General features: G+C 31.5%; 17 protein-coding genes. All 17 read right to left on the bottom strand.

The window, feature by feature from the left end:
- Position 1: 1 nt before the first annotated feature.
- The 17 genes from AJN70_RS03875 to rplU all read right to left on the bottom strand — a co-directional run bounded on the left by AJN70_RS03875 (position 2) and on the right by rplU (position 12,541).
- The gene (locus AJN70_RS03875) at positions 2 to 391 is read right to left on the bottom strand and encodes an ExbD/TolR family protein (RefSeq protein ID WP_070295506.1); all 390 of its coding nucleotides are present in this window, start codon (positions 389 to 391) and stop codon (positions 2 to 4) included.
- 8 nt (positions 392 to 399) lie between these two features.
- Positions 400 to 954 (bottom strand): MotA/TolQ/ExbB proton channel family protein, encoded by a 555-nt coding sequence (locus AJN70_RS03870; protein WP_002854361.1) that lies wholly within the window; start codon positions 952 to 954, stop codon positions 400 to 402.
- Positions 954 to 1,343 (bottom strand): ATP synthase F1 subunit epsilon, encoded by a 390-nt coding sequence (gene atpC / locus AJN70_RS03865; protein ID WP_002851752.1) that lies wholly within the window; start codon positions 1,341 to 1,343, stop codon positions 954 to 956. Before atpC ends, AJN70_RS03870 begins: the two co-directional genes overlap by 1 nt.
- A 3-nt stretch (positions 1,344 to 1,346) precedes the next feature.
- On the bottom strand, positions 1,347 to 2,744 hold the full coding sequence (gene atpD, locus AJN70_RS03860) for a F0F1 ATP synthase subunit beta (protein ID WP_002852005.1): 1,398 nt from the start codon (positions 2,742 to 2,744) through the stop codon (positions 1,347 to 1,349).
- 24 nt (positions 2,745 to 2,768) lie between these two features.
- Positions 2,769 to 3,653: an ATP synthase F1 subunit gamma gene (atpG, locus tag AJN70_RS03855; protein WP_002860587.1), complete on the bottom strand. Its 885-nt coding sequence runs from the start codon at positions 3,651 to 3,653 to the stop codon at positions 2,769 to 2,771.
- Positions 3,654 to 3,661: 8 nt separating this feature from the next.
- Positions 3,662 to 5,167, bottom strand: a complete 1,506-nt coding sequence (gene atpA / locus AJN70_RS03850) for a F0F1 ATP synthase subunit alpha (RefSeq protein WP_002851836.1) — start codon at positions 5,165 to 5,167, stop codon at positions 3,662 to 3,664.
- Between the two features lie 13 nt (positions 5,168 to 5,180).
- Positions 5,181 to 5,702, bottom strand: coding sequence for a F0F1 ATP synthase subunit delta (locus AJN70_RS03845; protein WP_070233955.1), 522 nt, complete (start codon positions 5,700 to 5,702; stop codon positions 5,181 to 5,183).
- Between the two features lie 2 nt (positions 5,703 to 5,704).
- Positions 5,705 to 6,217 (bottom strand): F0F1 ATP synthase subunit B, encoded by a 513-nt coding sequence (locus tag AJN70_RS03840; RefSeq protein ID WP_044779374.1) that lies wholly within the window; start codon positions 6,215 to 6,217, stop codon positions 5,705 to 5,707.
- Between the two features lie 10 nt (positions 6,218 to 6,227).
- Positions 6,228 to 6,653 (bottom strand): FoF1 ATP synthase subunit B', encoded by a 426-nt coding sequence (locus tag AJN70_RS03835; protein ID WP_044779373.1) that lies wholly within the window; start codon positions 6,651 to 6,653, stop codon positions 6,228 to 6,230.
- 60 nt (positions 6,654 to 6,713) lie between these two features.
- Positions 6,714 to 7,550, bottom strand: a complete 837-nt coding sequence (locus AJN70_RS03830) for a ParB/RepB/Spo0J family partition protein (RefSeq protein WP_044779401.1) — start codon at positions 7,548 to 7,550, stop codon at positions 6,714 to 6,716.
- A 5-nt stretch (positions 7,551 to 7,555) separates the two neighbouring features.
- Positions 7,556 to 8,341, bottom strand: coding sequence for a ParA family protein (locus tag AJN70_RS03825; protein WP_002851697.1), 786 nt, complete (start codon positions 8,339 to 8,341; stop codon positions 7,556 to 7,558).
- A complete protein-coding gene (locus tag AJN70_RS03820) occupies positions 8,338 to 8,991 on the bottom strand; it encodes a biotin--[acetyl-CoA-carboxylase] ligase (RefSeq protein ID WP_070283813.1) in 654 nt (217 codons plus the stop codon). The genes AJN70_RS03825 and AJN70_RS03820 overlap by 4 nt, the downstream gene beginning before the upstream one ends.
- Positions 8,954 to 9,871 carry a methionyl-tRNA formyltransferase gene (gene fmt, locus AJN70_RS03815; protein ID WP_044779372.1) on the bottom strand — a complete coding sequence of 306 codons (918 nt, stop codon included), beginning with the start codon at positions 9,869 to 9,871 and terminating at the stop codon, positions 8,954 to 8,956. The genes AJN70_RS03820 and fmt overlap by 38 nt, the downstream gene beginning before the upstream one ends.
- Before the next feature lie 73 nt (positions 9,872 to 9,944).
- Positions 9,945 to 10,700, bottom strand: coding sequence for a glutamate 5-kinase (gene proB, locus AJN70_RS03810; protein WP_044779371.1), 756 nt, complete (start codon positions 10,698 to 10,700; stop codon positions 9,945 to 9,947).
- 122 nt (positions 10,701 to 10,822) lie between these two features.
- Positions 10,823 to 11,860, bottom strand: coding sequence for a GTPase ObgE (gene obgE, locus AJN70_RS03805; RefSeq protein WP_044779370.1), 1,038 nt, complete (start codon positions 11,858 to 11,860; stop codon positions 10,823 to 10,825).
- 107 nt (positions 11,861 to 11,967) lie between these two features.
- Positions 11,968 to 12,222, bottom strand: coding sequence for a 50S ribosomal protein L27 (rpmA, locus tag AJN70_RS03800; protein ID WP_002800974.1), 255 nt, complete (start codon positions 12,220 to 12,222; stop codon positions 11,968 to 11,970).
- A gap of 10 nt (positions 12,223 to 12,232) precedes the next feature.
- Positions 12,233 to 12,541, bottom strand: coding sequence for a 50S ribosomal protein L21 (gene rplU / locus AJN70_RS03795; protein WP_002778820.1), 309 nt, complete (start codon positions 12,539 to 12,541; stop codon positions 12,233 to 12,235).
- Positions 12,542 to 12,642 lie beyond the last annotated feature (101 nt).

The raw sequence follows: 12,642 nt of genomic DNA, 5'->3' as shown, positions 1-12,642 counted from the left end.
ATTATTCAGTCTGTAAAGCAACTTTATTAAATCCTAAATTTTTTACACTTCTTAAGACTAAAATAACATCGTCATATTTTAAGCTTTTATCAGCGCGTATAAAAACTGGATCTTCGGTATTAAATTGTGCTTTTCTTTGAGCAAGATTGTCAGCAAAACTTATAAAATCGTATTTTTTTTGATTTAAAAAAATTTCTTTTTTTGCATTAATACTAATAATTAAACTCTTAACAGTTGGAGCGCTAGTATTTTTTTGACTACCTTGTGGAAGATTAATTTTTTCTTCATAAGTAATGCTTGGAGCTGTTACCATTAAAATCGCAAGCAATACAAGCATAATATCCACTAAAGGTGTGATATTAAGTTCAGGTTTTTCATCATCAAATGGCATTTTTAACCTTATTTACTCGAACTTATAACTTTAATCTCGCTATCAATAATGCTTAAAAGTTCGAAAGCTTTTCTTTTAATGATGAGATGAAATGTATAAGCAGGAATTGCCACTAAAATACCGCAACCTGTAGCAACTAAAGCCTCGCTGATTTTAGGAGCTATGATACTTAAAGAATTTTGAGTTCCAAGCCCACCAAAAGTTTCAAGTATAGAAATAACTGTCCCAAAAAGACCTATAAAAGGTGAAGTTGAAGCAATAATACTAAGCCAAGTAAGTCCAGCAGAAGCGCGACGACTTGCTAAATTTTTATAGATTTCTAAATGATTTGAAGTTGTATCATTGCATTTTCTTAAAATCGAATCAGTACGACTTAAATCCTTCTCACCCAAGAGCAAAGTTTCTAAACTTTCTTTTTCCTTATTTCTCCATGTAGCCAAATAAGTCAATCTAGCAAACAAAATACTAAACGCTAAAATAAAATATAAAGAAAGCCATAATAAAACTATATAAGTAATAATACTTGAACTATTGAAAAAATGAAATATAGCTTCAAAATTCATTAATGCATCCTTGCATTATCAAGTTTTGAAAAAGTTGCCGCTAAAGCTGCATTATCAGAACTCATAGATTTGATCAAATCTTTTGCTTGAGCAAGATTTTTTTCAATCTCACTTTCATCACTTCCGCAAACCCAAACCGCACCCTTTGCTAGCACGCAAATCTTATCTTCATCTACCTTTGCATGCCCAGCATCAATAGCAATTAATTCATGATTTAAATCAGCTTTTTCAATATCAATTACTCCAGATTTTAAAGAAGAAACCAAAGCAGCATGTCCTTTAAGCACGCCAAATTCTCCTTCACTACCCGGTAAAGTAACAGATTTTACTTCTCCTTGATAGATTACACCCAAAGGCGTAACTATCTCGAAATTAATCAAATCGTTCATAAATTAACCTTTTAATTTATCCGCTTTTGCAATAGCTTCATCTATATTTCCAACCATATAGAAAGCATTTTCTGGTAAATGATCATATTTACCTTCTAAAATTCCCTTAAATCCTGCTATTGTATCTTCAAGGCTTATATATTTTCCTGGGCTACCTGTGAAAACTTCTGCAACGAAAAATGGTTGTGATAAGAATTTTTCAATCTTTCTCGCTCTTTCAACTACAAGTTTATCCTCTTCGCTAAGCTCATCCATACCTAAAATGGCGATGATATCTTGTAAATCTTTGTATTTTTGAAGCACTGATTGAACACCACGAGCAACTTTATAATGTTCTTCTCCAATGATATTTGGGTCAAGCATTCTTGAAGTTGAGTCAAGTGGGTCAACTGCAGGATAAATACCCTTTTCAGCAATAGCTCTATTTAAAACCGTTGTAGCATCTAAGTGAGCAAAAACAGTTGCTGGAGCTGGGTCGGTTAAGTCATCAGCTGGAACGTAAACAGCTTGAACTGAAGTGATTGAGCCTTTTTTAGTTGAAGTAATTCTTTCTTGGAATTTACCCATTTCACTTGCTAAGGTTGGTTGATAACCCACAGCTGATGGAATTCTTCCTAAAAGTGCTGACATTTCAGAACCTGATTGTGAAAATCTAAAGATATTATCAATAAACATAAGCACATCAAGACCCATTTCATCTCTAAAATACTCAGCCATTGTTAAACCTGTTAAAGCAATACGATTTCTTGCCCCTGGTGGTTCATTCATTTGCCCATAACATAGAGCAACTTTGTCTAAAACATTGCTTTCTTTCATTTCATTATAAAGATCATTTCCTTCACGAGTTCTCTCACCCACACCTGCAAATACAGAATAGCCGCTATGCTTAAATGCAACATTGTGAATAAGCTCCATAATAATAACAGTCTTACCAACACCTGCACCGCCAAAAAGACCTACTTTACCACCTTTTGCATAAGGAGCAAGTAAATCCACAACTTTAATCCCTGTTTCAAAAATCTCACTTTTTGTGCTTTGATCTTCAAAAGCTGGTGGATCTCTATGAATCGCCCATTTTTTATCAAAAGAAATTTCTTCACCTTCATCGATCAAATCTCCAGTAACATTGAAAATTCTTCCTAAAACTTTCTCACCAACAGGAACACTAATAGGAGCACCTAAAGCCTCAGCTTTTAAGCCCCTTACCAAACCATCTGTCATATCCATAGCAATAGTTCTAACTCTATTATCTCCTAAATGAGCTGCTACTTCTAAAACAAGTTTATGTTTTTTTCCTTCGCTTTCAAAATTTACAACAATTGCTTCATTAATTTGAGGTAAATAGTCGTTAAAATCTACATCAACAACCGGACCTAATACCTGTGAAATAAATCCTTGCATTATTTATCTTCTCCTTAAAATTTACTATTTCATTGATTCAACACCACTGATAATTTCTATAAGCTCAGTAGTAATAGATTCTTGTCTTGCTTTGTTATAAGCTAAATTTAGTTGTTTCACTCTTGCCTTTGCGTTATTAGTTGCATTATCCATAGCTTGCATTCTTGCGCTATGCTCTGCCGCCAAAGAATCGATTAACGCATAATACATATTATACTCAAAATACGTTTTCATTAAATCTTCTAAAAGCTCAGTTCCTTCCGGTTCAAGCTCTAAAAGAGAATTATGAGTCTGTTCAATACTCTTTGGTTCAACTGGAATAAGATGATTAATTTTAAGTTCTTGGGTAATCATATTTTTATAACCATTATGAACTAAAATCACTTCATCTGTATTTCCATTTAAAAAATCATCTACAGCAGCATGAATTACTTCACATGCTTTCTCATAGTCAGGACTAGAACTAAGATGGAAATATTTCTCTAACAATTCTATTTTTTGAAAATTAAAATATTCAATCCCAGTTTTACCTATAGCTCTAAGACGAATATTAATATTTTTTGCTTCATATTCTTTTAGCATTTCACTTACTGTTTTTAAAGTCTTAATATTAAAACCACCGCATAAGCCTTTATCTGCAGTGATAAATATTAAATCTACGGTTTTAATTTGTTCTTTTTTATGAAACAAAGATAAACGCACATCATCTTCATTGTGAACAATTTTATTGATCTGAAATGAAATTTCACTCAAAATTTCATCGATTTTTTGTGCATAAATTTTTGATCTTTTAGCTGCTTCTTCTGCTTTTTTTAACTTAGCAGTAGAAACTAGCTTCATAGCATTTGTAGTCTTTTGAGTGTTATGAACACTTTTAATTTTTCTTTTAATTTCTTTTAAATTAGACATAAAAGACCTTATAAATGATTTGCTTTAAACTCATTAATGGCTTTAGCTAGTTTTTCTTCCAAATCAGAATCTAAAGCTTTTTTAGAGCGAATTTGCTCAAAAATATCTGGATGTTTTGCCTCAATAAAAGGATAAATTCCATCTTCAAATTCCTTAATTCTAGAAACAGCAATATCATCTAAGAAACCTTTGGTTCCTGCAAAAATTAAAACTACTTGTTTTTCAACGCTAAGCGGAGAATAAGGTGGTTGTTTTAAGAGTTCAACCATTCTTTGTCCACGTTCAAGTTGTTTTCTACTTGCCTCATCTAAATCACTAGCAAATTGTGCAAAAGCTTGAAGCTCTCTATATTGAGCAAGGTCAAGTCTTAATGTGCCTGAAACTTGTTTTGTAGCTTTAATTTGAGCAGCCCCACCTACACGAGATACTGATAAACCAACATTAATTGCAGGACGAATTCCTGAGTTAAATAAATCAGTTTCTAAGAAAATTTGTCCATCTGTAATTGAAATAACATTAGTTGGAATATAAGCAGAAACATCTCCTGCTTGTGTTTCAATTATCGGCAATGCCGTCAAAGAACCAGCACCTAATTCATCATTTAGCTTGCTTGCTCTTTCAAGCAATCTTGAATGAAGGTAAAAAACATCGCCTGGATAAGCTTCACGACCTGGAGGACGACGTAAAATCAAAGACATTTCGCGATAAGCTACAGCATGCTTGCTCAAATCATCATAAACAATTAAAGCATGTTTTGCGTTGTCTCTAAAAAATTCACCCATGGTTACACCAGTATATGGAGCTAAGTACTGTAAAGCCGCAGGATCTGAAGCGCCGGCATTTACAACAATAGTATATTCCATAGCACCATGTTCTTCTAGTCTTTTAACCACTTGTGCCACTGTACTTTGCTTTTGACCAATTGCAACATATATACAGATAACTCCTTGACCTCTTTGAGATATAATAGTATCAACAGCAACAGTAGTTTTACCTGTTTGTCTATCGCCTATGATAAGCTCTCTTTGACCACGACCAATTGGCACAAGTGCATCAATAGCTTTAATTCCTGTATGTAAAGGCTCATGAACACTTTTTCTCGCCATAATACCTTTTGCTTTTTCTTCAACAAAACGATATTCATTAGCATTGATCACACCTTTAGCATCAATTGGCTCACCTAAAGCATTTACAACACGGCCAATCAAAGCCTCACCTACTGGAACTTTAAGTAACTTCTTAAGTCTTTTTACAGAAGCACCTTCTTTTAAACCTTCTCCTTTTCCAAGTATAACAATACCTACACTCGACTCTTCAAGGTTTAAGGCCATTCCTTTATCACCATTTTCAAATTCTACCATTTCTCCAGCCATAATATTCTTAAGTCCATATACCTTAGCAACACCATCAGCTACAGAAATAATTTTTCCTGTTTCTTCAATTTCAAGATTTAAATCAAAATTTTCAATTCTTTCTTTGATTATTGAACTGATCTCATCAGCTTTAAATTTCATTTACTTTTTCTCCTTAGATAATTTTCAATATATATTCGTTTAGCTTATTTTGAAGAGCTTTCATAGAAAAAGAAAGTTCATAACCTAATTCTTCTAATTCTATTTTAACACTATCATCTTGACTGATTTTATTGATTAATTTAATATTTGCATCAAATTTTTTGTTAAGTTTTACTTCAAGATCTTTAAGATTTTCTTGACTTAATTTTTCTTTAGAATACACAATACCAACAAAAATATTTTCTTTAAAAGCTTTTTGTCTTTCAAGTTCTTTAACTATTTGAGGAATGTATTCTAATCTTGAATTTTCAATCAAAAGTCTTAAAAAATTTTGAAAACTAGAATTTTTAATATCAAAAAAAGAATCAAGAAATTCCATTTTTCTTTCTTTTTTAATCTCGTTAGATTCTATAACATTTTTAAATTTCGGCAAAACAAAAGCAGAATTTAAAATACACAAATTCTGATAAAAATCATTTATATCAGCTCTTGAAGCTATCGCTTTTGCATATCTTCTTGCAATTATATTCTCCATATTTAAGATACCTTCTTCATCATAAGTTCTATTATTTCACTCTGTTTTAATGTCATATTTGGATCAGAAAAAATTTCGTTTAAAGTATTTGATACTAATTCTTTTTCCATTTTTCTAAATTCATAATCTTTCTGTTCCTCGAAATGTTTTTGAAGTAAATCCAACTCATCTTGAGTTTCTTTCTTAATATTTTGAACTAAGATTTCAGCTTCTTTTTTTGCTGTAACTAAAGCAGCAGCAGCATTTGCTTTCGCTTCTTCAAGTTTTTTCATCGTATCTAATTTCTTAGCTTTACTTTCTAAAAGTTTTTTTTGAATTTCATCAAGCTTAGAAGAAATTTTTACAATACGGTTTTTGTAAAAATTTTTAAATGGAGTTGCAACAAAATAATACAATATAGCCACAAAAATTAGAAAATTAATAGTCCTTGGAATAATATCATATTCTCCACTACCATTTGATGCACCAAAGGCATACAAAGGTAGCAAAAATATAATAAAGAATAACTTACTCATTTCTCTCCTCTTAAATTTTCTTTATGTTATTTTGCAAAGCCTGCTTAAGCTCAGGTAAATGTATGTTTAAATGTTCTTGCAACTCTTTTCTTTGAACAGCTAAATCTGCATAAAAGCTGGCCATTTTTCGTTCTAATTCTTCTTTTTTGCTTCTAAGAATTTGCTCTGCCTCTTCTTTAGCAACAGCTATAGCACTTTGTTTAATTTTTTGAATTTCTTCTCTAGTGTTAATATGAATAGCTTCTAGTTCATCATTCACACCTAAAACTTCTTGAGAATTTTCTTTTACTTTATTCTCATCATTTTTTATAGAATCATTTCTTTCATCCATAAATTTTAAAAGCGGCTTATACAGCATACTATTTAAAATAACTATCATAGCTAAAAAAATAGCCATAGTAGCAAGCATTATGGAAGGATGCATATCTTCAAACATAATTCTCCTTGGTTAGAATTTTTGAAGGACTATTCTACCATAAAAAAGCTAAGATTTTGGTTAAAACTTTTCAAGCATTTTGATTAATTTTTTAATTTTATCAATATTTTCTAAATGAATTACAAAATCATTATTTTTATTTTTGCAGTCAAATCCAAAGCGATTTAGTATGTGTTTTAATTTCTTTATTTCATCTTCAAATTCTTGATTAGGTAAGCTTTCATTATTTTTTATTTTTTTAACTATTTTTTCGGTATCTCTAACATTAAGTTTTTGACCTATTATACTATCAACCAACATTTTTTCATCTTTTTGATCTAAACCAACTAAAACTTTAGCATGACCCTGAGAAATTTTTCCAGAAGCAATCAACTCTTGAGTTCTAATATCTAAATTCAGAAGTCTTAAAGTATTTGTTATTTGAGTACGAGACTTATGAATAAGTTCTGCTAAATTCTCTTGAGTAATTTTATGAACTTGCATCAAATCCTTATAAGAATTAGCAAGCTCAATAGGGTTTAAATTCTCTCTTTGTATATTTTCAATAAGAGCCAATTCTCTAAGCTTATTCTCATCAATATCAGCAATAAAAGCTAGAATTTCTTTTTTTCCTAATGCTTTCACCGCTCTTAAGCGACGTTCTCCAGCAATTAAAATAAATTTACTATTTTTTTTAAATACAATAATAGGCTGAATAAGCCCAAATTCTTTGATAGAATTAGCAAGCTCATCTAAAGCTTCTTGATCAAAATTCTTTCTTGGCTGAAATGGATTGGGTGAAATTTGATCAATTTCTATCATAGTGCTTTGATTTTTATCAAAACCCAATTCTTTACTATAAACAGTATCCATATCACTGATTAAACTGCTTAAACCCCTATCTTTATTTAACCCCATCATAATTATCCTAATATAGAATACGCCAAATTTTGATAAGCAACAGAACCTGGCGATTTAATATCATAAAGAATTATAGGCTTTCCAAAACTTGGACTTTCTGCAAGCTTTACATTGCGAGGGATCACAATAAAGTCATCTTCGTTTCCATTAATAGTAAAAAGTTGTTTTTTAAAATTTTGTTTCAAATCATCTACAACATCTTTAGAAAGATTATTTTGAGAGCTATACATTGTCGGTAAAAATCCACGAACCCTGAGTTTAGAATTAATAGTTTTTTTGATAATTTTAATTGTATTTAAAACCATAGCTACACCCTCAAGCGCATAAAATTCACACTGTATAGGGATAATTACACTATCGCTTGCTGCAAAAGCATTTATAGTAATACTTCCAAGAGCAGGTGGAGAATCAATAATAATAAAATCATACTCATCAATCACTTCTTGAATTTGATTTTTAAGCAGCATTTTTTTTTCATTATTTTCACCTTTAGCAAGCTCTTGTTCTATACCTACAAGACCTATATTTGAAGGAGCTAAATGAAGTTGTGGCAATTCTGTTTTTAAAATAATATCTGAAAGCTTTTTTCTTCCTATAAAAACATGGTAAATATTATACTCATAATTATTACGATTAAAACCAAGTCCTGTAGTCGCATTAGCTTGCGGATCAACATCAATCAAAAGTACTTTTTTCTCAGCCACAGCTAAAGAAGCGGCTAAATTTACTGCTGTTGTAGTCTTTCCTACTCCACCTTTTTGGTTTGCTATTGTAATAATTTCGCTCATCTTAAACTATACACCCTTTTATCACCTAGTAAAATTGAACCATCTTCATACAAAAAAGAATTTTCAAGTGAAAAAACTTTACCTTCATGATGGACGCTAAATTTTCTTGATTTTTCGAATTCTAACATATACTTGCTAAAAATATTCTTCCATAAAAATTTTTTTTCTACTTTTTGCAAAAACTCACTCACTAAATCTTTAAGCGAAATTTCTATATCGCATAAAGCTGTATTTTGAGGTGAAAATTTCAGATTTAAACCCATACCGCCTATGATAAAATTTGAAATTTTAGCACTTATAACCCCTCCAGCTTTTTTATCATCTAAATATAGATCGTTAGGCCATTTAAGCCAAATTTTAGAACCTTTTTCTTGTAAAACTTCTTTAAGTAAATAAGCAAAATAAATGCTCACAGAGGCCAAAGGTAAATCTTTTGGTAAATCTTCTTCTTTAATACAAAAAGAAAGATGTAAATTTCCTTTAGAGCTTTGCCAAGAATTTTCCCTGCTTCCAACTCCATTTGTTTGTTCTAAAGCATAAATAGCAAAATTTCCATCAATCTTTCCATTGCGTATTTGCTTGCATAAAAAAAGATGAGTTGAGTCTATACTTTCAACACAAACTATCTTCACTTTTAAGCCTTTTTCCATTTAAATAAGTCCTACCATCAAGAGCTTTTTTTCCACTTTCTTGAAGTTTTTTAATACGCAAAACTCCTTGTTTGCAAGCAAGCAAAAAACTTTCTTTTTCCAATTCTAAAATTTCACCCATCTTAGCATTTTGTTTTAATTCATCCACAAGTTCAAGCTCTAAGAATTTAAGTCCATTTTCCAAAAAAACTCCAGGCCAAGGAGTAAAAGCTAGATATTTTTGATAAAGTTCTCTTGCATTTTGCAAATTTATAAGTCCATCTTCTTTTTTGATTTTTCTACAAAGTGTTGCTAGACTTTCCTCTTGTTTTTTAGGGGTGATTTTATCAAAATTTAAAAGAGTAGTGAGGATGAGCTTAGCGGCCAAATTTGCTAAAAGTTCAAAAACTTCACTTGAATTTTTATCTTTTATATCACACTCTAAGCTTTCAAGTATAGCACCTGTATCAAGCCCTTCTTCCATGAGCATGGTGCAAACTCCACTTTTTTCATCTTTGTTTAAAATCGCACTTTGGATCGGACTGGCACCGCGGTATTTTGGAAGTAAAGAAGCATGCAAATTCACACAAGGTGCTAAATCCAAAATGGCTTTAGGTAAAATTTTTCCATAGGCAGCAACCACGATAAAATCAGGATTTAAATCCTTAATCTCTCTTATAATATTTTCATCTTTTAAAGAACTTGGAGTAAAAATAGGAATACTAGGATAATTTTGACTTAAAAAAGCCTTAGTATCACTTGGAGTTAAAATTTGCTTTCTACCTACGGCTTTATCAGGCTGGGTAAAAAGTGCTACGAGTTTAAAATTTTCATTTTCTACTAGTGCTTTTAAAATACAAGTTGCATAAGATGGAGTACCCATAAAAATAATTTTTTTCATTTTTTCGCTTTGTGTGAAATTAAAAGTTTTAATTATAACTTATTTGATTTTAAAAGAGAATTTAATAAATTAATCACTCAAACAAAGTTCCACCTATCTGTTTATCTTCTAATAAAAATGTCTTTGCCGCACTTAAATCAAATCCACTTGCTAAAAACATTTTTTTATTGTGTTCAAGTAAAAATTTAGCTGCCTTAAGTTTGGTTACTATACCACCCGTTCCGTGCTCACTACCTGTTTTTATGGTTGCTTGTAGCCATTCTTCTTTGATATGAGTGATTTTTTCTAAACGTTTTGCATCACTAAATTCACTAGGATTTTTATCATAAAATCCATCAATATCGCTTAAAATCACAAGCAAATCCGCATCAAAAAAATGCGCAGCATAAGCACTTAAGCTATCATTATCACCAAAGACAATTTCTTCTATAGCTGTAGCGTCATTTTCATTGATAATAGGCAAAATTCCTAAATTTATCATCATATCGATAGCATTTTTTGCGTGTTTGGTAGCTTTTCTAGAGTCAAAATCCTTGCCTGTAAGTAAAATTTGTCCGCCTAGTTTACCAAATTTGGCTAAAAGCTCGTTATAAACACTGATTAAAAAAGGTTGTCCAATAGCGGCTAAAACTTGTTTATTAATGAGGTTTTTTCTATCAATATCTAGTTTAGTGTGTCCTGCTGAAATCGCTGCTGAAGTTACTAAAATCACTTCATATTTTTCCATGAGTTTAGCTAAAAATGCGACTAAATTTTTAAGACGCTCAAAACTTAAAGTGTTTTCTTCACTAATCACATGAGAACCCACTTTAACAACTATTCTTTTCATGCTTATTCCTTGAAAAATTTTTATAATTTTAGCCAAAATTTCATATAAACTAGTTATTGTTTGAAAAAATAGGGAGTGTTTGAAACTTTTAATATAAAACACTTCCTAGATTGTTAAAATTTTTATTTGTTATTTCTTAAAGTTTTAATTTCTTCTAAAAGCATGAATTTAAGTTCTTTAAGTCCTGTTTTTTCAAGACTTGAGACTTTGATTAAAAAGCTTTGCGGATTATTTATTTCTTTGAGATAATTTTCTAACTCATTAATGTTTAAAGCAATTTGCTCGGCAAATTCTTCTCCTAAACTAACACTATCACTTTTTGAAATCATGATGCCAAATTTACGCCCAAAAAGTTCATTGGAAAATTTTTCAAGTTCTTTTCTTAGTACTATAAATTGTTCTTTTAAAGGCATTTGCCTCATAGGATCTAGCACGAAAAGTAAAAAGCTCGTTCTTTCTATGTGCTTTAAAAAGGCAAGTCCTAAGCCTTTACCCCCACTTGCTCCTTCGATAATCCCTGGAATATCAGCCATAACAAAGGAATTATACTCATCTACATCCACGAGTCCAAGTTTTGGAGTAAGGGTGGTAAATTCATAATTTGCAATTTCAGGTTTTGCATTTGAAACAATGCTTATAAGAGTAGATTTTCCCACATTTGGAAAGCCCACAAGCCCTACATCGGCAATAAGTTTAAGCTCAAGTCTGACTAAGCGACTTTCTCCTTTTATACCAGGTTGTGCGTAATCGGGGCGTTGATTAGTGGCGTGTTTAAAATGAGTGTTGCCAAGTCCGCCTTTTCCACCTTTTAAAAAAAGCTCTCTTTGTCCTTCTTTGGTAAGATCGAGTAAAATTTCATTAGTTTGCGCATCGATAACTTGCGTTCCTTCGGGCACTATAAGTTCTAAATTTTCACCCTTTTTGCCATTTTTATTGCGTCCCATTCCACCAGCACCATTTTGTGCGCGTAATTCTCTTTTGCCTTTGAAATTTACAAGAGTGTGGGTATTATTATCACATACGAAAATAATATCACCACCATTTCCACCATCTCCTCCATCAGGGCCACCAAGTGGAACATGTTTTTCACGGCGAAAACTTACAGCACCTTTGCCGCCATCGCCTGAAGCTAAAGTAATTTTAACACTATCAATAAACATTTAAATTGCCTTTGACTTTAAATTTATAAAGCTAAATTTGAGTAAATAAAAGAAGTTAAATTTATAAATTTAAAGTTTTCAAGACGCTAAAAAAGCGTCCTGAAAACTTATGCAGGATATACAGAAACTTTTTTTCTGTCTTTGTCTTTTCTTTCGAATTTTACAAAACCATCAATTAGAGCAAAGATAGTATGATCTTTTCCCATACCTACATTGTTACCTGCATGAGTTGCAGTTCCTCTTTGGCGGATGATGATATTTCCAGCTCTAACAAACTCGCCACCAAATTTTTTAACACCTAAACGACGACCTATAGAATCGCGGTTATTTTGAGTTGAACCTTGACCTTTCTTGTGTGCCATTCTTTACTCCTTAAGCTTTGATATCTTTTACTACAACGCGAGTAAATTGTCTTCTAAAACCGCGTTTGAGTTTAGAATCTTTTCTGCGTCTTTTTTTGTAAATCACAACTTTTTTATCTTTTCCGTGATTGATCACTTCTAAAACAACTTTTGCACCTGCTACGAAAGGCGCACCTACCTTTAATTCTTTATCATTGATAGCAAGAACTTCGCTTACTTCAATACTTGCTTTGCTTTCAGCTTCAAAGTGATCTAGTTTTAGCTCATCGCCAACACTTACTTTGTATTGCTTTCCGCTGTGTTTGATAATAGCATACATTGCTTTTCCTTATAAATTGGTAGTACCATAAAGCACCGCAATAACGGATTTAAAAGCTTTAGTGGTTTAATAGAATTTTGATTTTACAAAATTTTTCTTTA

This window comes from Campylobacter sp. BCW_4341 (assembly GCF_001764255.1).
GTDB lineage: Bacteria > Campylobacterota > Campylobacteria > Campylobacterales > Campylobacteraceae > Campylobacter_D > Campylobacter_D jejuni.
This window is presented reverse-complemented; position numbering and strand designations above follow the sequence as displayed.